The organism is Escherichia sp. WS338 (assembly GCF_046486405.1).
In the GTDB taxonomy this organism is placed as follows: domain Bacteria; phylum Pseudomonadota; class Gammaproteobacteria; order Enterobacterales; family Enterobacteriaceae; genus Escherichia; species Escherichia coli.
This window is the reverse complement of sequence record NZ_JBJQLL010000024.1, coordinates 1-20,318: the sequence shown is the minus strand read 5'-3', so window position 1 is coordinate 20,318 and position 20,318 is coordinate 1. Positions and strand designations below refer to the sequence as shown.

The 20,318-nt window shown below is 50.1% G+C and carries 34 protein-coding genes and 4 tRNA genes; 33 read left to right on the top strand and 5 right to left on the bottom strand.

The genetic code is table 11. The annotated features are described in order from the left end of the window. Positions 1–37 precede the first annotated feature (37 nt). The 12 genes from ACJHWT_RS18580 to ACJHWT_RS18525 all read left to right on the top strand — a co-directional run bounded on the left by ACJHWT_RS18580 (position 38) and on the right by ACJHWT_RS18525 (position 7,157). Complete coding sequence (locus tag ACJHWT_RS18580; RefSeq protein WP_001072337.1) at positions 38–292, top strand: helix-turn-helix transcriptional regulator; 255 nt, start codon at positions 38–40, stop codon at positions 290–292. Then, positions 289–714, top strand: a complete 426-nt coding sequence (locus tag ACJHWT_RS18575) for a toxin YdaT family protein (protein ID WP_000693845.1) — start codon at positions 289–291, stop codon at positions 712–714. Before ACJHWT_RS18580 ends, ACJHWT_RS18575 begins: the two co-directional genes overlap by 4 nt. 22 nt (positions 715–736) lie before the next feature. After that, the gene (locus ACJHWT_RS18570) at positions 737–1,699 is read left to right on the top strand and encodes a helix-turn-helix domain-containing protein (protein ID WP_000095671.1); all 963 of its coding nucleotides are present in this window, start codon (positions 737–739) and stop codon (positions 1,697–1,699) included. 6 nt (positions 1,700–1,705) lie between these two features. Continuing rightward, entirely contained in the window at positions 1,706–2,452 is a 747-nt protein-coding gene (locus ACJHWT_RS18565) for an ATP-binding protein (RefSeq protein WP_000788950.1), read from the top strand. Positions 2,453–2,473: 21 nt separating this feature from the next. Next, entirely contained in the window at positions 2,474–3,244 is a 771-nt protein-coding gene (locus tag ACJHWT_RS18560; protein WP_000451007.1) for a DUF1627 domain-containing protein, read from the top strand. Positions 3,245–3,259: 15 nt separating this feature from the next. Continuing rightward, the gene (locus ACJHWT_RS18555; protein WP_021543289.1) at positions 3,260–3,685 is read left to right on the top strand and encodes a DUF977 family protein; all 426 of its coding nucleotides are present in this window, start codon (positions 3,260–3,262) and stop codon (positions 3,683–3,685) included. Positions 3,686–3,859: 174 nt separating this feature from the next. Further along, positions 3,860–4,525, top strand: coding sequence for an epoxyqueuosine reductase QueH (locus tag ACJHWT_RS18550; RefSeq protein ID WP_000150294.1), 666 nt, complete (start codon positions 3,860–3,862; stop codon positions 4,523–4,525). A 237-nt stretch (positions 4,526–4,762) separates the two neighbouring features. Then, entirely contained in the window at positions 4,763–4,918 is a 156-nt protein-coding gene (gene hokD, locus ACJHWT_RS18545; RefSeq protein ID WP_000813254.1) for a type I toxin-antitoxin system toxin HokD, read from the top strand. A gap of 167 nt (positions 4,919–5,085) precedes the next feature. Continuing rightward, positions 5,086–5,364: a hypothetical protein gene (locus ACJHWT_RS18540; RefSeq protein WP_024193993.1), complete on the top strand. Its 279-nt coding sequence runs from the start codon at positions 5,086–5,088 to the stop codon at positions 5,362–5,364. 1 nt (position 5,365) lies between these two features. Next, the gene (locus ACJHWT_RS18535; RefSeq protein WP_061091384.1) at positions 5,366–6,415 is read left to right on the top strand and encodes a DUF968 domain-containing protein; all 1,050 of its coding nucleotides are present in this window, start codon (positions 5,366–5,368) and stop codon (positions 6,413–6,415) included. A gap of 12 nt (positions 6,416–6,427) precedes the next feature. Then, positions 6,428–6,799 (top strand): RusA family crossover junction endodeoxyribonuclease, encoded by a 372-nt coding sequence (locus ACJHWT_RS18530; RefSeq protein ID WP_061091385.1) that lies wholly within the window; start codon positions 6,428–6,430, stop codon positions 6,797–6,799. After that, positions 6,789–7,157 carry an antiterminator Q family protein gene (locus ACJHWT_RS18525; RefSeq protein WP_021526745.1) on the top strand — a complete coding sequence of 123 codons (369 nt, stop codon included), beginning with the start codon at positions 6,789–6,791 and terminating at the stop codon, positions 7,155–7,157. The genes ACJHWT_RS18530 and ACJHWT_RS18525 overlap by 11 nt, the downstream gene beginning before the upstream one ends. Positions 7,158–7,192: 35 nt before the next feature. Here ACJHWT_RS18525 and ACJHWT_RS18520 read toward each other — a convergent pair whose 3' ends face one another. Genes ACJHWT_RS18520 through ACJHWT_RS18510 form a run of 3 tightly spaced genes read right to left on the bottom strand, consistent with a single transcriptional unit; the run spans position 7,193 to position 8,741 of the window. Beyond that, a complete protein-coding gene (locus ACJHWT_RS18520) occupies positions 7,193–7,591 on the bottom strand; it encodes a hypothetical protein (protein ID WP_024190350.1) in 399 nt (132 codons plus the stop codon). Then, a complete protein-coding gene (locus ACJHWT_RS18515; protein WP_021526743.1) occupies positions 7,581–7,844 on the bottom strand; it encodes a hypothetical protein in 264 nt (87 codons plus the stop codon). The genes ACJHWT_RS18520 and ACJHWT_RS18515 overlap by 11 nt, the downstream gene beginning before the upstream one ends. A gap of 15 nt (positions 7,845–7,859) precedes the next feature. Next, positions 7,860–8,741, bottom strand: a complete 882-nt coding sequence (locus ACJHWT_RS18510) for a hypothetical protein (protein ID WP_021526742.1) — start codon at positions 8,739–8,741, stop codon at positions 7,860–7,862. Between the two features lie 296 nt (positions 8,742–9,037). Here ACJHWT_RS18510 and ACJHWT_RS18505 point away from each other — a divergent pair. The 9 genes from ACJHWT_RS18505 to ACJHWT_RS18465 all read left to right on the top strand — a co-directional run bounded on the left by ACJHWT_RS18505 (position 9,038) and on the right by ACJHWT_RS18465 (position 11,692). Further along, positions 9,038–9,113, top strand: a tRNA-Ile gene (locus tag ACJHWT_RS18505). A gap of 1 nt (position 9,114) precedes the next feature. Further along, a tRNA-Lys gene (locus ACJHWT_RS18500) sits at positions 9,115–9,191 on the top strand. Between the two features lie 2 nt (positions 9,192–9,193). Then, positions 9,194–9,269, top strand: a tRNA-Thr gene (locus tag ACJHWT_RS18495). A 3-nt stretch (positions 9,270–9,272) separates the two neighbouring features. Further along, positions 9,273–9,347: transfer RNA gene (locus ACJHWT_RS18490), tRNA-Gly, on the top strand. Positions 9,348–9,638: 291 nt separating this feature from the next. After that, on the top strand, positions 9,639–9,854 hold the full coding sequence (locus ACJHWT_RS18485; protein WP_000839572.1) for a class II holin family protein: 216 nt from the start codon (positions 9,639–9,641) through the stop codon (positions 9,852–9,854). A 4-nt stretch (positions 9,855–9,858) separates the two neighbouring features. After that, entirely contained in the window at positions 9,859–10,209 is a 351-nt protein-coding gene (locus ACJHWT_RS18480; protein WP_042068861.1) for a YdfR family protein, read from the top strand. Between the two features lie 63 nt (positions 10,210–10,272). Continuing rightward, complete coding sequence (locus tag ACJHWT_RS18475; protein ID WP_000992100.1) at positions 10,273–10,806, top strand: lysozyme; 534 nt, start codon at positions 10,273–10,275, stop codon at positions 10,804–10,806. Next, on the top strand, positions 10,803–11,270 hold the full coding sequence (locus tag ACJHWT_RS18470) for a lysis protein (protein ID WP_000091915.1): 468 nt from the start codon (positions 10,803–10,805) through the stop codon (positions 11,268–11,270). The genes ACJHWT_RS18475 and ACJHWT_RS18470 overlap by 4 nt, the downstream gene beginning before the upstream one ends. A gap of 155 nt (positions 11,271–11,425) precedes the next feature. Continuing rightward, positions 11,426–11,692 carry a hypothetical protein gene (locus tag ACJHWT_RS18465; protein ID WP_001100260.1) on the top strand — a complete coding sequence of 89 codons (267 nt, stop codon included), beginning with the start codon at positions 11,426–11,428 and terminating at the stop codon, positions 11,690–11,692. A 5-nt stretch (positions 11,693–11,697) separates the two neighbouring features. Here ACJHWT_RS18465 and ACJHWT_RS18460 read toward each other — a convergent pair whose 3' ends face one another. Next, entirely contained in the window at positions 11,698–12,237 is a 540-nt protein-coding gene (locus ACJHWT_RS18460) for a YfbU family protein (RefSeq protein ID WP_000351660.1), read from the bottom strand. 138 nt (positions 12,238–12,375) lie between these two features. Between ACJHWT_RS18460 and ACJHWT_RS18455 the strand changes: the two genes are divergently transcribed. The 12 genes from ACJHWT_RS18455 (at position 12,376) to ACJHWT_RS18400 (ending at position 20,086) form a co-directional block, all read left to right on the top strand. After that, positions 12,376–12,726 carry an HNH endonuclease gene (locus ACJHWT_RS18455; protein WP_001111090.1) on the top strand — a complete coding sequence of 117 codons (351 nt, stop codon included), beginning with the start codon at positions 12,376–12,378 and terminating at the stop codon, positions 12,724–12,726. 147 nt (positions 12,727–12,873) lie between these two features. Further along, the gene (locus ACJHWT_RS18450; RefSeq protein WP_001312917.1) at positions 12,874–13,356 is read left to right on the top strand and encodes a phage terminase small subunit P27 family; all 483 of its coding nucleotides are present in this window, start codon (positions 12,874–12,876) and stop codon (positions 13,354–13,356) included. Then, entirely contained in the window at positions 13,356–15,113 is a 1,758-nt protein-coding gene (locus ACJHWT_RS18445; RefSeq protein WP_001140903.1) for a terminase large subunit, read from the top strand. Before ACJHWT_RS18450 ends, ACJHWT_RS18445 begins: the two co-directional genes overlap by 1 nt. An 11-nt stretch (positions 15,114–15,124) precedes the next feature. Continuing rightward, positions 15,125–15,307, top strand: a complete 183-nt coding sequence (locus tag ACJHWT_RS18440) for a hypothetical protein (RefSeq protein WP_000478564.1) — start codon at positions 15,125–15,127, stop codon at positions 15,305–15,307. Continuing rightward, positions 15,307–16,548: a phage portal protein gene (locus tag ACJHWT_RS18435; protein ID WP_000466255.1), complete on the top strand. Its 1,242-nt coding sequence runs from the start codon at positions 15,307–15,309 to the stop codon at positions 16,546–16,548. The genes ACJHWT_RS18440 and ACJHWT_RS18435 overlap by 1 nt, the downstream gene beginning before the upstream one ends. Further along, positions 16,526–17,176 carry an HK97 family phage prohead protease gene (locus tag ACJHWT_RS18430; RefSeq protein WP_001193631.1) on the top strand — a complete coding sequence of 217 codons (651 nt, stop codon included), beginning with the start codon at positions 16,526–16,528 and terminating at the stop codon, positions 17,174–17,176. Before ACJHWT_RS18435 ends, ACJHWT_RS18430 begins: the two co-directional genes overlap by 23 nt. Before the next feature lie 14 nt (positions 17,177–17,190). Next, positions 17,191–18,396: a phage major capsid protein gene (locus ACJHWT_RS18425; protein WP_000257522.1), complete on the top strand. Its 1,206-nt coding sequence runs from the start codon at positions 17,191–17,193 to the stop codon at positions 18,394–18,396. A gap of 50 nt (positions 18,397–18,446) precedes the next feature. Continuing rightward, positions 18,447–18,635: a hypothetical protein gene (locus tag ACJHWT_RS18420; protein WP_000601355.1), complete on the top strand. Its 189-nt coding sequence runs from the start codon at positions 18,447–18,449 to the stop codon at positions 18,633–18,635. Positions 18,636–18,646: 11 nt separating this feature from the next. After that, positions 18,647–18,952, top strand: a complete 306-nt coding sequence (locus ACJHWT_RS18415; RefSeq protein ID WP_000983037.1) for a head-tail connector protein — start codon at positions 18,647–18,649, stop codon at positions 18,950–18,952. Positions 18,953–18,960: 8 nt separating this feature from the next. Further along, positions 18,961–19,299, top strand: a complete 339-nt coding sequence (locus tag ACJHWT_RS18410; RefSeq protein WP_001147820.1) for a phage head closure protein — start codon at positions 18,961–18,963, stop codon at positions 19,297–19,299. Beyond that, the gene (locus ACJHWT_RS18405) at positions 19,299–19,745 is read left to right on the top strand and encodes an HK97-gp10 family putative phage morphogenesis protein (protein WP_000347790.1); all 447 of its coding nucleotides are present in this window, start codon (positions 19,299–19,301) and stop codon (positions 19,743–19,745) included. The genes ACJHWT_RS18410 and ACJHWT_RS18405 overlap by 1 nt, the downstream gene beginning before the upstream one ends. Beyond that, a complete protein-coding gene (locus ACJHWT_RS18400) occupies positions 19,742–20,086 on the top strand; it encodes a DUF3168 domain-containing protein (protein WP_001209399.1) in 345 nt (114 codons plus the stop codon). Before ACJHWT_RS18405 ends, ACJHWT_RS18400 begins: the two co-directional genes overlap by 4 nt. A gap of 46 nt (positions 20,087–20,132) precedes the next feature. Here the strand turns inward: ACJHWT_RS18400 and ACJHWT_RS18395 are convergent. Next, positions 20,133–20,318 (bottom strand): hypothetical protein (locus tag ACJHWT_RS18395; protein WP_410232350.1); only part of this gene is annotated, 186 nt, incomplete at its 5' end.

The window sequence follows — 20,318 nt, the reverse complement described above, 5'->3', positions numbered from 1 at the left end:
TATAGCATGTACTCAAAGTTCACATTGTGAGGGTGATATGAACCAGAAAACACTTGAAGATGTAATCAAAACTGTTCGCGTTGCTGTTGTGGCCGACGTTTGTGGTGTCAGCCAAAGAGCAATCTATAAATGGATGGATAACGGAAAATTGCCTCGCACAGAATATACCGGCGAAACAAATTACGCTGAAAAAATCGCTCTTGCATCAAACGGATTATTTTCTGCCGATGCAATTTTAACTATTGGCAGGAATAAAACTACTACGAAAAAGCTGATGGGAGTTGATTCATGAAAATCAAGCATGAACACATCCGCATGGCGATGAATGCCTGGGCGCATCCGGACGGCGAAAAAGTACCGGCTGCGAAAATTACCAAAGCGTATTTCGAGCTGGGAATGACGTTCCCGGAACTGTATGACGACAGCCATCCGGAAGCCCTGGCCCGTAATACCCAGAAAATTTTCCGTTGGCTGGATAAAGACACCCCTGATGCTGTTGAAAAAATGCAGGCTCTGTTACCGGCGATCGAAAAGGCGATGCCGCCTTTGCTGGTGGCCCGTATGCGCAGCCACAGTTCTGAATATTACCGTGAGATCGTCGAACGGAGGGATCGGCTGGTGAAGGATGTCGATGATTTTGTTGCGTCAGCGGTTGTTTTGTATGACCAGATGAATCGCGGCGGCCCGGCAGGGAATGCTGTGGTGATGCACTAAAAGCACGGTGTTCGGGGGTTTTATGAGCAGCAAGCTTCATGGTCTTGTCTGGGAAGGGTGCGCCTTCACCGGCATGATCTTATCCAGGGTGGCGGTTATGGCCCGTCTTGCAGACTACAGCAATGACGAGGGCGTGTCATGGCCTGCCATTGAAACTATCCGGCGTCAGATCGGTGCAAGAAGTGAATCCACAGTGAAATCGGCTATTGCAGAACTGGCGAAAGAGGGCTGGCTGACGAAGGAAGAGCGTAAGGTCGGTGGGCGTAATGTAAGCAATATCTATCGGCTTAATGTGGAAAAACTCGAAGCAGCTGCGGCGGCGGCGCGTGAGTCATATAAACCGAAAAGAAAAATTAGCCCGGCAAAAAATGACCCGTTAACAGTTGACCCGTCAAATATTGACCCCTCAACGGTTGACCCGTCAAATTTTGATGGATCAACTGTTGATAAAAAACTGCCGATTAGGGGGGCGATGATTGACCCCGATCCGTCAGTATTAAAACCTGATCCGTCAGATAAAAGATCTTCTTGTCCGGACGCTTCGCAACCGGACCCGCAGACGGCTGAACAGGATTTTTTAACCCGACACCCTGACGCGGTTGTGTTCAGTGCGAAAAAACGCCAGTGGGGAAGTCAGGAAGATTTGGTGTGCGCACAGTGGATCTGGGGACGAATCGTGAGTCTTTACGAGCAGGCGGCCAGCGATGATGGCGAGATCACTAGACCGAAAGAACCCAACTGGACAGCATGGGCCAATGACGTTCGCACAATGCGGATGCTGGATGGCAGAACTCACAGACAAATTTGTGAAATGTTTGGGCGTCTCCAGCGGGATTCGTTCTGGGTAAAAAACATCATGAGTCCGGCAAAACTCCGGGAAAAATGGGATGAACTGGTTATCCGCCTGGGGCGTTCGCCTGCGCAGCGTTGCGTGAATCACATTTCTGAACCGGACACTGAAATACCGCCGGGATTCAGGGGGTGACGTGTCATGAAAAACATTGCGGCAGTTGGGGTTCTTGAACGTATTCGCAGACTTGCACCACAGGGGTCGGTTCCACCGTACCGGACGGTGGAGGAGTGGCGGGAATGGCAACTTGCTGAAGGACGAAAACGCAGCGAGGAGATTAACCGCCAGAATCGCCAGTTGCGGGTGGAAAAAATCCTGAATCGTTCGGGCATCCAGCCTCTGCACAGCAAATGCTCGTTTGCAAATTATCAGGTGCAGAACGACGGGCAAAAATACGCGCTGAGCCAGGCCAAATCCATAGCTGACGAACTGATGACCGGGTGCACGAATTTTGTGTTCAGCGGTAAAACCGGCACCGGGAAAAATCACCTTGCAGCGGCGATGGGCAACCGGCTGATGGTGAAGGGGCGCAGCGTGATTATCGTCACCGTGTCTGACGTCATGAGCGTGTTGCATGACAGCTACGACAACGGCAAATCCGGGGAAAAATTTTTACAGGAGCTTTGCGGGGTTGATTTGCTGGTCCTGGATGAAATAGGCGTTCAGCGGGAGACGAAAAACGAGCAGGTGGTATTGCACCAGATAATTGATCGCCGGACAGCATCACTGTGCAGTGTCGGGATGTTAACAAACCTGAATCATGCCGCAATGAGTACGCTTCTTGGTGAGAGGATTATGGACCGCATGACCATGAACGGTGGTCGATGGGTGACGTTTAACTGGGATAGCTGGCGTCCAAATGTCAGCAATATGAGGGTTGTGAAGTAATTTTGTCCGGAGGAAATTTTAATGGAAACCGTATCTGACGCACTGAAAGCACTGAAAAAAGCCTCTTCACATGTGGTGGCAGCTCGCCTTGGAATCAGTCGTGAAGAGGCTGTTAACGAGCTGTGGGAACTCAAAAGAAATGGCGTCGTTGATAAAACTGGTCACACCTGGTTTCTGGCTGGCGAAGGTGAATCCCGGGTAACCGAAGAGCGGCCAGTAAAATCTGAAGCACAGGATATGCTGACCGGGGAGGTCGAACAAAAAGTTACCGCAGACATGATGATTGAGTTTATCGGTCAGGATGGGGCTAAAACGTGTGAGGAACTGGCGGGTAAGTTCGGTGTCAGTACTCGCAAGGTTGCTTCCACGCTGGCGGTGGTAACCGCAACGGGGCGGCTGGCACGCGTTAATCAGAACGGTAAATTTCGTTACTGCATGCCGGGCGATAATTTACCAGCAGAGCCGAAAGCCGCGCTGGTAACGGAAAGTGATGGTAAGGCCTTTCCTCAGCCAGCAGGTGCTGCGTTACCAGTCCGGGAAGCCGCAACACAGGAAGAAATTAAAACAGAAACTGTGGCGGACATTGTGCAGCCGTTGCCATCGTTTACCGAAACGCAAGCAGATGAGCTGATTTTTCCGTCCCTTCGCAGGGCAAACCTGGCGCTGCGCAGGGCGAAAAGTGATGTTCAGAAGTGGGAGCGAGTCTGCGCCGCGCTGCGGGAGTTGAACAAGCACCGGGATATTGTTCGACAGATTACTGATTCTTCCCGCCGTGTTGTATCGGAAAAGTGATTGCCGGAGGTGCTTATGGCAAAAGTATTTACACAAGAAGAGCGGGAAAAAATTAAAGGGCAGGTTGTTGAGCTAGTACGCCGGAGTGGGCGCGAGACGTTACGGCAACTGGAAGCCAAGACAGGTGCGACAAGATATCTGATGAGCGTTCTGGCCAGAGAACTGGTTGCCAGTGGCGATGTATACAACTCTGGTTACGGGTTATTCCCGTCTGAACAGGCGCGTAAGGACTGGCAAAATGCCCGTAAAAAGCTCTCAAGGGCAAAGCTGAAGAAACCTGCAGTGGTTGATCCGGACCTTATCTGGTCGTTACCAGACGGCGAAATACGCCGCTACGACAGGCGTATGAACATAATCTGTCGCGAGTGCCGGAAGAGCGAAGCTATGCAGCGTGTACTGGCATTTTATCAAGGAAATGTTAGGTATTTTAGACGTTACTAGATTAAAGAGCATTAGTTCAGATGTGAATTGACATTTTCATGGCGCAGGGTAGAGCCAGCGTGGTTGTCCGCTTTGCGTCAAAACCAGATATTACCAGATTTAGACATATATTCCCGATAGCCCTGCTCTGATGCTACACTCTGTGCTATTTTCATGACCCCAATAAAAATATTTATGACTATTGCTGATTTCAAACGGCCTAAATTGGAGCTCCCAAACGGGGCAAACAAACTACTACTGCACTCTTGCTGTGCTCCATGTTCCGGTGAAGTGATGGAGGCGCTTCAGGCCTCGGGAATCGACTACACCATCTTTTTCTACAACCCGAACATTCATCCTCAGAAAGAGTATTTAATTCGTAAGGATGAAAATATTCGCTTTGCTGAACAACACGGCGTGCCGTTTATCGATGCTGATTACGACACCGACAACTGGTTTGAACGTGCCAAAGGAATGGAATGGGAGCCTGAGAGGGGGATCCGTTGTACCATGTGTTTTGACATGCGTTTTGAGCGGACAGCGTTGTACGCTGCTGAAAATGGTTTCAGTGTGATCAGTAGTTCACTGGGCATTTCACGCTGGAAAAATATGCAGCAGGTTAACGAGTGTGGGCGGCGAGCTGTTGCGCATTATCCGGGTATGGTGTACTGGGATTATAACTGGCGCAAGCAGGGCGGCTCGTCCCGTATGATTGAAATCAGCAAGCGCGAAAAATTCTATCAGCAGGAATATTGTGGCTGTGTGTATTCTCTGCGCGATACCAATCTACACCGCAAATCTCAGGGACGCCCTCTTATCAAAATTGGCCAACTCCACTACGGAAAAGAAGAGAAGGAGTGATTTTATGGATCACCTTTCTGATTGATTTCATATTGGCGAGGTGACGTGAGTTAAGTAGAATGGCTGCGGGTGCTTGAGGCTATCTGTCTCAGGCATGAACACTGAAAGGCAGATAGAGAAAAGCCCCAGTTAACATTACGCGTCCGGCAAGACGCTTAACATTAATCTGAGGCTCAATCTATGAACGGCAAATCTAGGTTAGCCTCTTACGCGCCGAAAGGCAAGGAGAAGCAGGCTATGAAGCAGCAAAAGGCGATGCTAATCGCCCTGATCGTCATCTGTTTAACCGTCATTGTGACGGCACTGGTAACGAGGAAAGACCTCTGCGAGGTACGAATCCGAACCGGCCAGACGGAGGTCGCTGTCTTCACAGCTTACGAACCTGAGGAGTAAGAGACCTGGCGGGGGAGAAATCCCTCGCCACCTCTGATGTGTCAGGCATCCTCAACGCACCCGCACGTAACCCGCTTCGGCGGGTTTTGTTTTTTCCTGGCATTCTGGTTTACAATTCGCACGCCAGCCTGAACAACTGGCACCTGCTGCGCCAGCAGAGACAACCGATGGCGCACGATACCAAATTACACAATTCTAATGATTCTGCCGTCTTTGCCAGTAGGTGCGGACGGCGTTTTCACGCATTCAAATCAGACTGGTTCCAGCATCCTCCATGCACTGAAGAGCAGGCTGAATGGATAATTCAGTGTTACCGCAGGCGTGGATACGAGGTTAAGAAAGCCCTCAGCCTCGATTATCGTCACTGGATAATCTACGTCAGGCTGCCGTACTCCGAGCGCCCACCGCGTCCGTCCCGCACATTCCAGCAACGCATCTGGAGGTAACGTGCGGGTATTACTTCGACCTGTTCCGGTACCGGAACTTGGGCTGGTGGTCCTTAAACCAGGCCGTGAATCCATGCAGGTATTCCATAACCCTCGAGTGCTGGTGGAGCCGGAACCGAAAAGCATGCGTGGTCTGCCGTCCGGCATCGTCCCTGCCGTTCGCCAGCCGCTGGCGGAGGATAAATCATTACTGCGGTTTTTCAGCAATGAGCGTGTGATTCGTGCTGCTGGCGGCGCTGGTGCACTGTCTGGCTGGCTGTTGCGTCATGTCAAATCCTGCCAGTGGCCTCATGGTGACTATCATCACAGTGAAACCGTCATACATCGTTACGGCACCGGCGCGATGGTGTTGTGCTGGCACTGCGATAACCAGCTGCGTGACCAGACATCCGAATCACTTGAGCAACTTGCTCAACAAAACCTGGCAGCATGGATGATTGACGTCATACGCCATGCAATGAATGGCACGCAGGAGCGGGAGTTATCGCTGGCTGAATTATCCTGGTGGGCGGTCTGCAATCAAGTGGCGGACGCGCTTCCGGAGGCAGTATTACGTCGTTCTCTGGGGTTACGTGCGGAAAAAATCCGCGCGGTGTACCGCGAAAGCGACATCGTACCGGGAGAGCAGACCGCCACCAGCATACTAAAGCAGCGCACAAAAAATCTTGCGCCGTTGCCTCACTTCCACCAGCAACAGAACCCACCACTGGAAAAGGCGGTGGTCAGCATTGCCGTTGATCCGGACTCTCCGGAATCTTTCATGAGGCGACCTAAACGTCGCCGTTGGGTAAATGAGAAATATACGCGCTGGGTGAAGACACAGCCGTGTGCGTGTTGTGGTCAGCCAGCCGACGATCCCCATCACCTGATTGGTCACGGTCAGGGAGGGATGGGAACAAAGGCCCACGATATTTTCACGCTACCGTTGTGCCGGGAACATCACAACGAACTTCATGCGGATCCGCTGGCGTTCGAAGAAAAGCATGGTTCCCAGGTTGATTTAATTTTTCGTTTTCTTGATCACGCCTTTGCAACCGGCGTGCTTGGGTAAAAGAGGTTATTGATGCGTATTGAGTTTGTTTTGCCTTATCCGCCGACGGTGAATACTTACTGGCGACGTCGTGGCAACACATATTTTGTATCAAAAGTCGGTGAGCGTTATCGCCGTGATGTGGCGCTAATTGTTCGCCGGCAGCGGTTAAAATCAAACCTGTCCGGAAGGCTGGCGATAAAGGTGATTGCAGAGCCACCGGATAAGCGCCGTCGTGACCTGGACAATATCCTGAAAGCACCACTGGATGCGCTGACGCATGCCGGACTACTTATAGACGACGAGCAGTTTGATGAAATCAATATTGTGCGCGGTCAGCTCGTTCCTGGTGGTCGGTTGGGCGTGAAGATTTACGTAATAAGAGATAGTAAAGATGGTGCGTGATATTCAGATGGTTCTTGAGCGGTGGGGGGCATGGGCTGCGAGTGATAGCTCTGGGGTAGACTATTCACCTATAGCAGCTGGTTTTAAGGGGCTTATGCCGCAGATAAGTAAAACACGAATTTCTTGTACAGACGATGACGCTCTTATCATTGAGAGCTGCCTTGCTTTACTAAAAAAGAAAAAACCGTACGAACATTCTCTGATTGTGGCTCATTACCTATACGGCATCTCGAAACGGAAGATTGCAAAGGCACGTAAAAAAGATGAGAAATTGATACGGATAGAGATCCAGATGGCAGAGGGCTTTATCGATGGCTGTCTCTCAATGCTTGATGTTCGTCTCGAGATGGAATTGTGAACCTCTTGAATATTCTAAACGGCCTAAGGGCCGTTTTATTCTTCTTTAGTAACTTCAATAGGTAAAACTTCTACATTCTTACCAATGTTAACAATCTTTCTAACAGTTTCTTCCCGATCAGCAATAAGCTCAGCTTTAAATTTCTCGCTTAGATGAGGGCTTTTCAGTTGCTCATCAATACCTTTTAAATCTCGCTCAAGGCGATTTCTTAGGGCGGCTTCGGCTGGAGACTCAAGTCCATGTCGATTGATAACATACAACATAATGTAGGTTAGCATTGCTGACACTAATGGGGCGAGGGCATACAAAAAAGCTCTCCATTCACTATTAGGGTCAGGCGCCAATAGTGGTACCAATGTAGTTAGAACTGCGCCAATCCCGCCTGTTGTTAGACCAGAATTACTACTTAAAATGCTTTTTTTATCACCGCTCATTATTTGACTGCCTGTGCGCGGTTGCATCATCAATTAGCTCAACGATCTTCTTTCCATCTTTAGCATCTAAGTGGATAGTAATCGTTTTTTCAAGCATGCGTTCAGCACTGTAAAACCTTAGTTCTACGATTTTTGTAGGAAAAATTTTACGCCACAACAACGCGGAACCAGCATAAACAAAGCGATAGAAGGTCGGGAGACTTACAAGCACCCCCAACCAAAAAACGATTTGTAAAAGCTGTTGCTGAATCATTAGTTTCTACCAAAGCTAGATCAATTTTTTCCCTTGAATCACGCGATGACGAAGTACTTTCTTGATAACATACTTTTCTGTTTGTCCTCGTGCGGAAGTTGTACGTGTTGTTTCTAGAAGCACAGAAAACATATCTTCACTAGTGATCGTTCCCTCTGCTTGCCTTACTTTAGCTAAAAACTCATAGTCTGTAAGTAGTACGGAGTGCTCATCTTGGTTGTAGTCCATCCTCCACCCCTTCTCACTATGAAAGTTAACTTGGGTAAATTTTACATTAACCTCTTTTTCTTCAACTGTTTTGGTCAAAAGCGTCCCTCTGGGAAGGGGTTTAATCTCTTCAGTTTGCTCTCCTTCAAGCTTGAGCAAAACTTTATCATTCTCATCTACAATTTTAAAAATGGGAGAGTCTTTACCATCTAAAGGAGCCTGAACAACAGAAATCAACGCATCCCGAATTGTTGGCTCAGTTACCAAGGTTGCAACTGCTGATGAGCATTCAATCTCACCATCTTCAAATTCAAGAACAGCCTTATCTGTTCCTGCTTTTTTGGTAATCGAAACAACTTTTTTTGAGCCTAATTGTCTTATTAACGATAAAGCGGTGGCATGAGCTGTTGCGCCCACAGTTCCAACAATCCCGATAGTTTGCAGAACGTCAATTGCATGCGGTAGGAGTTGCACTACAGTATATGCAATACCCACAGATCCTTTCTGGATGGGGGCAGTGACTAAAATTTTTACAGATTTGTTGCCCTCATTTAACAAGCTATCAGCTTTATTAATAAGAGTTGTCATGGAAAGTATTGATTTACCAAGTGTTTCAGCGTCAATAGCATGCTTTGACAATTCTTTATCATTGGCGTCATAAAACACCTTAAAGGAAGTTGACTTCTCCATGACGGTCCTTGCTATGCCTCATTGATTAATGCATATCTTGTTGATGGCTAAATTTGTAGAGACTTAATTTACCTAGAAAAGAAGATAAAATCACTAACGCGGTCCGCATTTTCTTGTTTATTGTGTTAAGAGTGGTCACTTCGGCATACAGCTTAAAACCGCTGCCGTGCGTTTTTTTGTCGTTTATCTCTGATAATTATGGTGAATGCGCTGGTGGAGGAGGTAAGGGTGATTTTTAACCAGGTGATTTTTGAATGCTTGCAACATTGATTTCGTAACGTTATTATCCTGCGCCCGGCCCTTTAGCTCAGTGGTGAGAGCGAGCGACTCATAATCGCCAGGTCGCTGGTTCAAATCCAGCAAGGGCCACCAACCGCCACTAGCTCATCAGGAAAGAGCGTCAACCCTTTAAGTTGAGTGTGCGAGGTTCGAGTCCCCGGTGGCGGTCCAGTGCCGACTTAGCTCAGTAGGTAGAGCAACTGACTTGTAATCAGTAGGTCACCAGTTCGATTCCGGTAGTCGGCACCATATGCGGGCATCGTATAATGGCTATTACCTCAGCCTTCCAAGCTGATGATGCGGGTTCGATTCCCGCTGCCCGCTCCAGTTAGAGTCTTTCAGTCTGCGATGATGGGAAATCCCGGAGTGACTGAAAGACGTTTAAGTTATGAATGATCGCTTTTTTTGCAAAATTGCTGTGCAGAAATACTAACCTTCGGGCAGGCGATCATTCATAAGCACTCTGCTTTTATTCCGATTAACTGTGGGTGGTTTGTTGGATAGAGTGCTTTCCTTACTGTATATATCGTTTCGCCCGTTTTTGCGGTTTTTTCTTTTCAAATCCCTTTCATTTCTCAGTGTAAAACTACGCCATCCGTTATTTGCGGAGGTGAGGCTATGAAATCCATGGACAAAATTTCAACGGGCATTGCCTACGGCACCTCCGCAGGCAGTGCTGGCTACTGGTTTTTACAGTGGCTTGATCAGGTCAGTCCGTCACAGTGGGCTGCGATTGGTGTACTGGGGAGTCTGGTTCTGGGCTTCCTGACTTATCTGACAAATCTGTACTTCAAAATCAGAGAAGACAAGCGTAAGGCTGCACGGGGAGAGTAATTCAATGACTCAAAACTATGAACTGATTGTGAAAGGGATCCGCAATTTTGAGAATAAAGTTACGGTAACTTTAGCGTTACGGGACAAAAAACGCTTTGACGGTGAAATTTTTGACCTGGACATCTCGCTGGACCGTGTTGAAGGTGCCGCGCTGGAGTTTTATGAGGCAGCAGCCAGAAGGAGCATCAGACAGGTCTTCCTGGATGTTGCTGCCGGGTTATGTGAAGGGGACGAGCTGTTGCCAGAAACGCGCCCCGTAATTTTAGAGGCGCAGAATGTGTGGATAACCTACAAAGGAAAGCTACCAGGAAGAATTACTGGTTCTCTGAAGACTCCTCCGGAATCACAACCTTAAGTCACTGACCGGAACAGATAAACCTGTCCGTGGGCAGAAACCGATAAATCCTGATAAATATCCATGAACGCAAAAATCAGATACGGCCTGTCGGCTGCCGTTCTGGCACTGATTGCCGTCGGTGCGCCCGCGCCTGATATTCTCGACCAGTTTCTGGATGAAAAAGAAGGTAACCACACAACGGCATACCGCGATGGTTCCGGCATCTGGACCATCTGTCGGGGTGCCACGATGGTGGATGGAAAACCCGTTTTTCCCGGTATGAAACTGTCGAAGGAAAAATGCGACCAGGTCAACGCCATTGAGCGTGATAAGGCGCTGGCATGGGTGGAGCGCAATATTAAAGTACCACTGACCGAACCACAAAAAGCGGGTATCGCGTCATTTTGTCCCTATAACATTGGCCCCGGTAAGTGTTTTCCATCGACGTTTTATAAGCGGCTGAATGCTGGTGATCGTAAGGGCGCATGCGAGGCGATTCGCTGGTGGATAAAAGATGGTGGGCGCGATTGCCGCATACGTTCAAATAACTGCTATGGACAGGTTATTCGTCGTGACCAAGAAAGCGCATTAGCCTGTTGGGGAATAGATCAGTGAGCAGAGTCGCCGCGATTATTTATGCTCTGGTTATCTGCATCATCGTCTGCCTGTCGTGGGCGGTCAATCATTACCGTGATAACGCCATCACCTACAAAGAACAGCGTGATAAAAAAGTCAGTGAGCTGAAGCAGCTGACCGCCACCATCGCTGACATGCAGCAGCGTCAGCGTGATGTTGCTGCGCTCGATGCAAAGTACTCGAGAGAATTAGCCAATGCGAAAGCTGAAAATGAAACTCTGCGCGCTGATGTTGCCGCTGGTCGTAAGCGCCTGCGGGTCAATGCCAGTTGCTCCGCAGCCGTGCGTGAAGCCACCGGACCCACCAGCGTGGATAATGCAACCAGCCCCAGACTGGCAGACACAGCTGAACGGGATTATTTCACCCTCAGAGAACGGTTGATGACGATGCAGAAGCAACTGGAAGGGGCACAGCTATACATTCGTGAGCAATGTCTCAGATAAAAACCGGCCAAGGATAATCCGCTAAAGATTCGCCGGTGGCGAAAGAGAGCCAAGGTGTCAACCTACGCTATTACTTATGATAATGCAACAGACGAAGCGGGACATATTGGCGCATAACAAATCAGTGCAGGCTAACTGCAGGAAGAACTTAGGGCGTGAACGTAGAAAACCTAAGTAACGCACATTACATCTATAACGAGATGAAAGAGCTACAGCGACAGAAAGGTATACTGGAAAGTGGTGCAGGGCTTGGTGTGACAATCCAGTCTGCCTATCAATATAGTGCTTTTCTTGAGGCCATACGCCCGCATGCAGTTGCTGAACTTAACAGCCGTATTGAGGAAAAGAAATCCGCGCTGGTTAATTTGGGTGCTTCCTTCTCTATATACGAGCATAATAAGGCGGGTTGGAAACCCGCCTAAAGCACTTAGAAACTGCGTGGAGCTGTGGAAAGAATGGATGCCAGTTCTTCCTTCGATAAATCCCAGCTTCGATTTACAGCGTCAATTTTCTTAAACTCATCAAGCATTGCGTTATAGAGATGTTCTGTACGTGAATGAGTATTGGCAATGGGCTGTTTCTGTTCGGGGAAGCGATCAATTTTCTGATATGCCTCAATGATACTGAAGTAATCGCATTCATTATTACCGTCGAAACCTGGGAGCTGAATTGCCCCATCATGTATTTTTAGATGATGGTCACGGACTAATTCTTTTTGCTCGTCATCACTAAGTTTCCTGAAAGCATTGGAAAGTCCGCGATACATATTCAAGACAGCAGTAACAAAATCACGATCTTCTTTACTTGGTTCGTCAACATCCAAATGTGAATATTCGGCCTTGATAACCCAATCATTACCAGATGACACAGCATATTTAACAAGCTGTGGATCAATATCAGTTTCGATACCTAGGTGGATGGCAATGTCACATAACAAAATGGTATTGATTTTATCTTTAATATCCATGAGTTAACCCTCTGAAGTAAAAAGTAATATCTACACCCGTTGGCTCATGAAGTCTATTGATCTGTCTCATATCAGCAGCAAATCTATTCCATGGAGATACTCAATGCAGGTCACCTTTGATTTATATAAGGGCGAAACATGCCAGCACTAATCCCACGCGCCTGCCGTAAGCGTGGATGTGCAGGTACAACCACAGACAGTTCTGGTTACTGCGATAAACATCGTGGCGAAGGATGGGTACAGCATCAACGCGGACTGAGCCGCCACCAGCGTGGCTATGGCTCGAAATGGGATGCCATACGTGCGCGCATACTGAAGCGTGATAATCATCTGTGTCAGAACTGCCTGCGCAATGGGAGAGCCGTTGAAGCCAGAACTGTGGACCACATCATTCCGAAAGCTCATGGTGGCACGGATGCAGACAGTAACCTGCAGAGTCTGTGCTGGCCCTGTCATAAAGCAAAAACAGCGCGCGAACGCATCAATTGATAACAGCTCCCATCTGCAGGGGAGGGGCGGGTCAAATCTCTGCAACCCTGGCTGTTCAGTACCGCCGCCTGACCCTTCCTCACATCGCCGCAGGTTCGAAAACTTTTTTTGGAAATGTGAACAAACGATTGATAGGTAAGACCGATTATGTCAGGACCTCCGAAAACCCCGCCACGCCTGCATTTGATACGAGGCAACCCCTCAAAGCGCCCCGTTAAAGACTCAAAAAAAACCGCTAAAAAGGATGAAAAAGGTCTCCCTAAAATTCCGCAGCATTTAGGGGCACAGGGGAAGTACTGGTTCAGGCGAATGGCGGAAGAGCTGAATGCGGAAGGGATCATTTCTCAGCTTGATGCGCGTGCACTCGAGTTGCTGGTGGAAGCCTATACCGAATATCGGCATCACTGCGAAACACTCGATGTTGAGGGGTATACCTACCGCACGGAAACGCAGAGCGGTGATGTACTGATTAAGGCGCACCCCGCGGCGGCAATGAAAGCGGATGCCTGGAAGCGGATCCGGGCAATGCTTGCAGAGTTTGGTATGTCACCGGCAAGCCGGGCTAAAGTAAATATTGCCGGACCGGATGATGTTGATCCGCTGGCGGAGCTTTTAAAAGCGAGAGACTGATGGCAAAAGTGGCTGACGGGATCCGCTACGCCGAACGTGTTGTTGCAGGAGAAATTGTTGCTGGCGAATTTGTCCGCCTGGCCTGCCAGCGTTTTCTTGATGATCTAAAGTACGGCGAAGAGCGGGGGATTTATTTCAGTGAACCACGTGCGCAGCACATCCTGAATTTCTACAAATTTGTGCCTCATGTAAAAGGGGCGCTGGCAGGCCAGCCTATTGAGTTGATGGACTGGCATGTATTTATCCTCATTAATATTTTTGGTTTTGTCATTCCGCTGGTCAATGAAGAGACCGGGGAAGTTGTCATGCGCAGCGATGGCAGCGGGCGCCCGGTGATGGTGCGCCGGTTCCGGACAGCATACAACGAAGTTGCCCGTAAAAACGCAAAATCAACCCTGTCATCGGGTATCGGTCTGTATATGACGGGGGCAGATGGTGAAGGCGGTGCTGAGGTGTATTCAGCCGCAACCACGCGTGACCAGGCCAGAATCGTGTTTGAAGACGCCAAAAATATGGTCAGAAAAGCCCGGTCGACACTCGGGCGGTTGTTTGATTTCAACAAGCTGGCGATTTACCAGGAGCAGAGCGCATCAAAATTTGAACCGCTTTCTTCGGATGCAAACAACCTGGATGGTCTGAACATCCACTGCGCCATTATTGATGAGCTGCATGCACATAAAACCCGTGACGTGTGGGACGTTCTGGAAACGGCAACCGGTGCCCGTCTGCAGTCCCTTTTATTTGGTATCACCACGGCAGGGTTTAACAAGGAAGGGATTTGTTACGAGCAGCGTGATTATGCCATCAAGGTATTGCGTGGCTATAACAGCGACGTGGAGGGCGCTGTAAAAGACGACTCCTACTTTGCGATTATTTACACCCTCGATGAGGGAGATGATCCGTTTGATGAAACGGTCTGGCAGAAAGCGAATCCTGGCCTGGGCATCTGTAAACGCTGGGATGATCTGCGTCGTCTGGCGAAAAAAGCGAAAGAACAGGTCTCTGCGCGGGTGAATTTTTTTACCAAACACATGAATGTGTGGGTAACAGCAGAGTCTGCCTGGATGGACATGATTAAGTGGGAGAAGTGCGAATACATTGCCCCGCGACATGAGCTGAAAACGTATCCCATGTGGGTCGGCGTTGACCTTGCTCATAAGATTGATATCTGTGCGGCGGCAAAACTCTGGCGAACGGATAACGGGCATGTTCATGCCGATTTTAAATTCTGGCTCCCGGAAGGACGGCTGGAACGATGCTCGCGGCAGCAGGCAGAACTTTACCGGAAGTGGGCGGAGATGGATAAGCTGATTCTGACGGATGGTGATGTTATCGATCATGCTCAGATAAAAAGTGACTTACTGGAATGGATTGGTGGTGAAAACCTCAGGGAACTGGGATTTGACCCGTGGAGCGCGATGCAGTTCAGCCTAGCACTGGCTGAAGAAGGGATACCGCTGGTGGAGGTTCCGCAGACGGTTCGCAATCTGTCAGAGGCCATGAAGGAAACGGAATCACTGGTCTATGCCGGACGTTTCCATCACAGCAATCATCCGGTCATGAACTGGATGATGTCTAACGTTACGGTAAAACCGGACAAAAACGACAATATCTTCCCGAATAAATCCACGCTGGAAGCCAAAATCGACGGCCCTGTTGCGATGTTTACAGCAATGAGCCGGATGCTGGTCAATGGTGGTGAACCGGAGCCGGATCTGTCTGAACATCTGGTCAGCGTGGGCATCCGCTCGCTTTAACCGAGGTCATTATGTTTCTGATAATTCTCGCGCCACTGGTGGGCGTGCTGGGTGCGCTTTTGCTGGCGTATGGTGCCTGGCTGATTTATCCCCCGGCGGGTTTTGTTGTTGCCGGGGCGCTGTGCCTGTTCTGGTCGTGGCTGGTGGCGCGATATCTCGACCGTACACAGCCGTCTGTCGGCGGAGGTAAATAGTGTTCTTTTCGGGATTATTTCAACGAAAAAGTGACGCGCCGGTGACCACGCCAGCAGAGCTGGCGGATGCTATCGGGCTGTCATACGACACCTATACCGGAAAGCAGATCAGCAGCCAGCGGGCCATGCGACTGACGGCGGTTTTTTCCTGCGTCAGGGTGCTGGCAGAGTCGGTCGGGATGTTGCCCTGCAATCTGTATCACCTGAACGGCAGCCTGAAACAGAGAGCCACCGGCGAACGTCTGCATAAGCTGATCTCCACGCATCCCAATGGATATATGACGCCGCAGGAGTTCTGGGAGCTGGTGGTCACCTGTCTGTGCCTGAGGGGAAACTTTTACGCCTACAAAGTGAAAGCATTTGGCGAAGTGGCTGAACTGCTGCCCGTCGATCCTGGCTGTGTGGTACCGAAGCTTAACAGTAGCTGGGAGCCGGTCTATCAGGTCACATTCCCGGACGGCTCCACGGATGTACTGAGCCAGGAGGATATCTGGCATGTGCGCACGCTGACGCTGGACGGACTGGTGGGGCTGAATCCCATCGCCTATGCCCGCGAGGCAATATCGCTGGCGGCAGCGACCGAAGAGCACGGGGCCAGACTGTTCAGCAATGGTGCGGTGACGTCCGGTGTGTTGCGTACAGAGCAGACGCTGTCAGATCAGGCTTACGAGCGCCTGAAGAAAGATTTTGAGGAGCGTCACACCGGGCTTGGCAATGCTCACCGCCCGATGATCCTTGAGATGGGGCTGGACTGGAAGTCGATGGCGCTGAACGCCGAGGACAGCCAGTTCCTGGAAACCCGCAAGTTTCAGCTTGAAGAAATCTGTCGTCTGTTTCGGGTGCCGTTGCACATGGTGCAGAACACCGATCGCGCCACCTTCAACAATATCGAAGAGCTGGGGCTGGGATTTATCAACTATTCACTGGTGCCGTATCTGACCCGCATTGAGCAGCGGATCAACACCGGACTGGTACGAAAAAGTAAGCAGGGCGTTTATTACGCCAAATTTAACGCCGGGGCGTTACTGCGCGGGGATATGAAGTCCCGTTTTGAAGCCTACGCCACCGGGATCAACTGGGGAATTTACTCTCCTAATGACTGCCGCGACCTGGAAGATATGAATCCGCGTCCCGGTGGTGATGTCTATCTCACCCCGATGAACATGACCACGAAACCCTCCGATGGCAGTAAAGCCGGTAAGCAGAAGGATAACGCCAATGCAGACGAAACAACGTCTTGATGTACCGCTGAGTCTGAAATCTGTCAGTGACTCCGGTGAGTTTGAAGGGTATGGCTCCGTCTTTGGTGTAAAGGACAGCCACGATGATGTGGTGATGTCCGGGGCATTTGCTGCTTCCCTGCGGGCGTGGAGTGACAGAAAAGCGTTACCTGCGCTGCTCTGGCAGCACCGCATGGATGAACCCATCGGTGTTTACACCGAAATGAAGGAAGACGATGTCGGGCTTTACGTCAGGGGACGGTTGCTTATTGATGATGATCCCCTCGCAAAACGCGCACATGCACACATGAAGGCCGGTTCGTTAACCGGCCTTTCTATTGGGTACGTCCTGAAAGACTGGGAATACGACCGGAGCAAAGAAGCCTTTCTGCTGAAAGAAATCGACCTCTGGGAAGTCAGCCTGGTGACGTTCCCGTCTAACGACGAGGCGCGGATCAGCGACGTCAAGAACGCACTGGCCCGCGGGGAAATCCCCGAACAGAAAAAAATCGAAAGAGTCCTGCGTGATGTCGGACTCTCCCGTACCCAGGCCAAAGCATTCATGGCCGGGGGCTATGGCGCACTGTCCCTGCGCGACGCTGAGGATGTGGGCTCTGCACTGAATGCACTGAAAAATCTGAACTTCTAATCAGGAGAAATACGATGGCGGTTGATATTAAAGATGTCGAACAGGTCGCGCAGGAGCTGCAGCAGAAGTTTGACGACTTCAAAGCAAAGAACGACAAGCGCGTTGAGGCGATTGAGCAGGAAAAAGGCAAACTTGCCGGGCAGGTGGAAACCCTGAACGGAAAACTCAGCGAGCTGGAAAATCTCAAAAGCGATCTTGAAAAAGAGCTGCTTGAGCTGAAACGTCCGGCAGGTGGTGCGCAAAATAAACTGGCCACCGAGCATAAAGAAGCGTTTGTGGGCTTCCTGCGTAAAGGCCGTGAAGATGGTCTGCGCGATCTGGAGCGTAAGGCATTACAGGTGGGCACCGATGAAGACGGCGGCTATGCCGTGCCGGAAGAACTGGATCGCAACATTCTCAATCTGCTGAAAGATGAAGTGGTGATGCGCCAGGAAGCCACGGTGATCACCGTTGGCGGTTCCGACTACAAAAAACTGGTGAATCTGGGCGGCACGGCTTCCGGATGGGTTGGCGAGACTGACGCGCGCTCCCAGACTGCCACCTCAAAACTGGGACTGATTGAACCTTTCATGGGGGAAATCTACGGTAACCCGCAGGCCACCCAGAAAATGCTAGATGATGCTTTCTTCAACGTGGAGGCCTGGATCAACAGCGAGCTGGCAACCGAATTTGCCGAACAGGAAGAAATTGCCTTTACCACCGGCGATGGTACCAAGAAGCCGAAAGGGTTCCTGGCGTATGAGTCCACTGATGAAACCGACAAGGTCCGGGCGTTCGGCAAACTTCAGCATATTGTATCCGGCGAAGCGACGGCAGTGACCGCAGATGCCATTATCAAACTGATTTACACGCTGCGTAAGGCACACCGCACTGGCGCGAAGTTCATGATGAACAACAACAGCCTGTTTGCCATCCGTCTGCTTAAAGACAGCGAGGGTAACTATCTGTGGCGTCCGGGGCTGGAACTGGGGCAGCCGTCCTCTCTGGCGGGTTACGGTATCGCTGAAAACGAACAGATGCCGGATATCGCCGCTGATGCGAAAGCCATTGCATTTGGTAACTTCAAACGGGGTTACACCATCGTTGACCGTATCGGCACCCGCATTCTGCGTGACCCGTACACCAATAAACCGTTTGTCGGTTTTTATACCACCAAGCGCACCGGCGGGATGCTGGTCGATTCGCAGGCCATCAAACTGCTGAAGATTGCAGCAGCGTAATCATTCAGGGGGCGCAGAAGTGCGCCCCTGTTCTGACAGGTGAAAGAATCATGATCCTGAAACAAGATCTGAAATGGTCACCGGACGGTATGCGTGTTGAGATTATTCGGGCCGGTGAGTATGAAGATAAAGAATTACCCGAACGGGTACGCGAAATTGCCACTGCAGCTGGGATTGTCTCTGATAAGAGAACACCTGTTGCGCGGGGGGCTGATAAGTCTAAAAAACAGCATTCATAGAGGTTGCCCAAATGATGCCCACTCTGGAAGAGCTTCGTGTTCAGTGCCGGATTGATGATGACAATGAACAGGAGAATTCTCTTCTTATGATGTATCTGGCTGCTGCCAGGGAAGAGGCTGAAAAGTTTTTAAACCGGACGCTTTACGATGAAACTGTTTCTGAGCAGGATACGACCGGGCTTGTAATAACACCTCTGATAAAACTGCGTCTTATGCAACTGGTTGGCTACTGGTACGAGAACAGGGAAATGCAGGATGCAGTGCCTGATTTTTTCTATACCGGACTGCGGATGTATCGATTTCATCCCGGAACATAGGAGGATTCATGCAGGCAGGAAGATTACGTGATCGTGTGGTTATTCTGAATGCCACCACCGTTCGGTCTCCGTCAGGGCACCCTGTGGAAACAATGACGGAGGGGGCAACCATATGGGCAGAAGTTAAGGGGATCAGTGGCAGGGAGAGAATATCCGGAGGCGCAGAAACTGCTCAGGCTACAGTGAGGGTCTGGATGAGATTCCGGCGAGATGTAACAGCAACTTCATGTCTGAAAGTGCTGACTGGTGCATTCAAAGGCGCGATTCTGAGTATAGACGGTCCGCCGATACCGGATGCTCGTGCCACACGGCTTGAGATACTCTGTTCTCAGAAGGGGAATGTGTGATGGATTTCAGTCTTGATTTTTCAGGTCTGGCGGATATTGCACGGGATCTGGAGACGCTCAGCAGGGCAGAAAACAATAAGGTACTGCGCGATGCCACCCGTGCCGGTGCTGAAGTTATGCGGGATGCAGTTGTTGAACGTGCGCCGGAGCGAACCGGGAAACTGAAGAAAAATGTGGTTGTTCTCACTCAGCGTTCAAAGCGTCGGGGGGAAATTATCTCGGGTGTCCACATTCGTGGACGGAACCTGCGGACCGGAAACAGTGATAACAGCATGAAAGCCAGTGATCCCCGAAATGCGTTTTACTGGCGCTTTGTGGAGCTGGGAACGATAAACATGCCCGCGCATCCGTTCATTCGCCCGGCTTTCGATACGACAGAGGAACTGGCAGCACAGATTGCCATACAGCGAATGAATCAGGCTATTGATGAGGTCTTAAGTAAATGAGAGAGACCACACTGTATTCCCTGCTGTCTCAACTGGCCGGAGGACAGGTTTATCCTTATGTGGTCCCGCTGACGGAGGGAAAGCCTGCGGTATCTCCGCCATGGCTGGTATTTTCTGTGGTGTCTGACACTGCGTCTGATGTGCTTGATGGTCAGGCTGAATCCAGAATTACCGTGCAGATCGATGTCTGGGCAACAGTACCTGATGACGCAGATGATATCCGTGAGCAGGCGCTTGATGCGGTAAGGCAACTTGCACCCTCCGTTATTTCTAAAACTCAGGGTTATGATCCTGATTCCCGTCTGAGCAGAGCCACGCTTGAATTTCAGGTAATAGCCTGAGGTCGTTAATGATTTTACCCACCCGCCGCTGGCGGGTTTTTTATTTTCAGGAGACGAGTATGTCCTCTAATTTTGAGCGTTCGCAACTGACGAAAATTATGATTTCGTCTGCACCGGTAACTGAACCGCCCCGGAAATCCTGGAGACTAAACTCCCTGAGAAAGAGGTAAACAGGATGACTAAAAATACTCGTTTTTCCCCCGAAGTCCGTCAGCGGGCGATTCGTATGGTT

Bases quoted from the DNA above. Each gene is read 5' to 3' on its own strand.
- ACJHWT_RS18440 (WP_000478564.1), top strand. From the start codon at position 15,125: ATGTTTCTGATAATTCTCGCGCCACTGGTGGGCGTGCTGGGTGCGCTT.
- ACJHWT_RS18565 (WP_000788950.1), top strand. From the start codon at position 1,706: ATGAAAAACATTGCGGCAGTTGGGGTTCTTGAACGTATTCGCAGACTT.
- hokD (WP_000813254.1), top strand. From the start codon at position 4,763: ATGAAGCAGCAAAAGGCGATGCTAATCGCCCTGATCGTCATCTGTTTA.
- ACJHWT_RS18530 (WP_061091385.1), top strand. From the start codon at position 6,428: ATGCGTATTGAGTTTGTTTTGCCTTATCCGCCGACGGTGAATACTTAC.
- ACJHWT_RS18450 (WP_001312917.1), top strand. From the start codon at position 12,874: ATGTCAGGACCTCCGAAAACCCCGCCACGCCTGCATTTGATACGAGGC.
- ACJHWT_RS18485 (WP_000839572.1), top strand. From the start codon at position 9,639: ATGAAATCCATGGACAAAATTTCAACGGGCATTGCCTACGGCACCTCC.
- ACJHWT_RS18460 (WP_000351660.1), bottom strand. From the start codon at position 12,237: ATGGATATTAAAGATAAAATCAATACCATTTTGTTATGTGACATTGCC.
- ACJHWT_RS18400 (WP_001209399.1), top strand. From the start codon at position 19,742: ATGAGAGAGACCACACTGTATTCCCTGCTGTCTCAACTGGCCGGAGGA.
- ACJHWT_RS18510 (WP_021526742.1), bottom strand. From the start codon at position 8,741: ATGGAGAAGTCAACTTCCTTTAAGGTGTTTTATGACGCCAATGATAAA.
- ACJHWT_RS18410 (WP_001147820.1), top strand. From the start codon at position 18,961: ATGCAGGCAGGAAGATTACGTGATCGTGTGGTTATTCTGAATGCCACC.
- ACJHWT_RS18445 (WP_001140903.1), top strand. From the start codon at position 13,356: ATGGCAAAAGTGGCTGACGGGATCCGCTACGCCGAACGTGTTGTTGCA.
- ACJHWT_RS18520 (WP_024190350.1), bottom strand. From the start codon at position 7,591: ATGAGCGGTGATAAAAAAAGCATTTTAAGTAGTAATTCTGGTCTAACA.
- ACJHWT_RS18475 (WP_000992100.1), top strand. From the start codon at position 10,273: ATGAACGCAAAAATCAGATACGGCCTGTCGGCTGCCGTTCTGGCACTG.
- ACJHWT_RS18525 (WP_021526745.1), top strand. From the start codon at position 6,789: ATGGTGCGTGATATTCAGATGGTTCTTGAGCGGTGGGGGGCATGGGCT.
- ACJHWT_RS18425 (WP_000257522.1), top strand. From the start codon at position 17,191: ATGGCGGTTGATATTAAAGATGTCGAACAGGTCGCGCAGGAGCTGCAG.
- ACJHWT_RS18550 (WP_000150294.1), top strand. From the start codon at position 3,860: ATGACTATTGCTGATTTCAAACGGCCTAAATTGGAGCTCCCAAACGGG.
- ACJHWT_RS18570 (WP_000095671.1), top strand. From the start codon at position 737: ATGAGCAGCAAGCTTCATGGTCTTGTCTGGGAAGGGTGCGCCTTCACC.
- ACJHWT_RS18455 (WP_001111090.1), top strand. From the start codon at position 12,376: ATGCCAGCACTAATCCCACGCGCCTGCCGTAAGCGTGGATGTGCAGGT.
- ACJHWT_RS18420 (WP_000601355.1), top strand. From the start codon at position 18,447: ATGATCCTGAAACAAGATCTGAAATGGTCACCGGACGGTATGCGTGTT.
- ACJHWT_RS18415 (WP_000983037.1), top strand. From the start codon at position 18,647: ATGATGCCCACTCTGGAAGAGCTTCGTGTTCAGTGCCGGATTGATGAT.
- ACJHWT_RS18575 (WP_000693845.1), top strand. From the start codon at position 289: ATGAAAATCAAGCATGAACACATCCGCATGGCGATGAATGCCTGGGCG.
- ACJHWT_RS18540 (WP_024193993.1), top strand. From the start codon at position 5,086: ATGGCGCACGATACCAAATTACACAATTCTAATGATTCTGCCGTCTTT.
- ACJHWT_RS18580 (WP_001072337.1), top strand. From the start codon at position 38: ATGAACCAGAAAACACTTGAAGATGTAATCAAAACTGTTCGCGTTGCT.
- ACJHWT_RS18515 (WP_021526743.1), bottom strand. From the start codon at position 7,844: ATGATTCAGCAACAGCTTTTACAAATCGTTTTTTGGTTGGGGGTGCTT.
- ACJHWT_RS18480 (WP_042068861.1), top strand. From the start codon at position 9,859: ATGACTCAAAACTATGAACTGATTGTGAAAGGGATCCGCAATTTTGAG.
- ACJHWT_RS18555 (WP_021543289.1), top strand. From the start codon at position 3,260: ATGGCAAAAGTATTTACACAAGAAGAGCGGGAAAAAATTAAAGGGCAG.
- ACJHWT_RS18405 (WP_000347790.1), top strand. From the start codon at position 19,299: ATGGATTTCAGTCTTGATTTTTCAGGTCTGGCGGATATTGCACGGGAT.
- ACJHWT_RS18430 (WP_001193631.1), top strand. From the start codon at position 16,526: ATGCAGACGAAACAACGTCTTGATGTACCGCTGAGTCTGAAATCTGTC.
- ACJHWT_RS18560 (WP_000451007.1), top strand. From the start codon at position 2,474: ATGGAAACCGTATCTGACGCACTGAAAGCACTGAAAAAAGCCTCTTCA.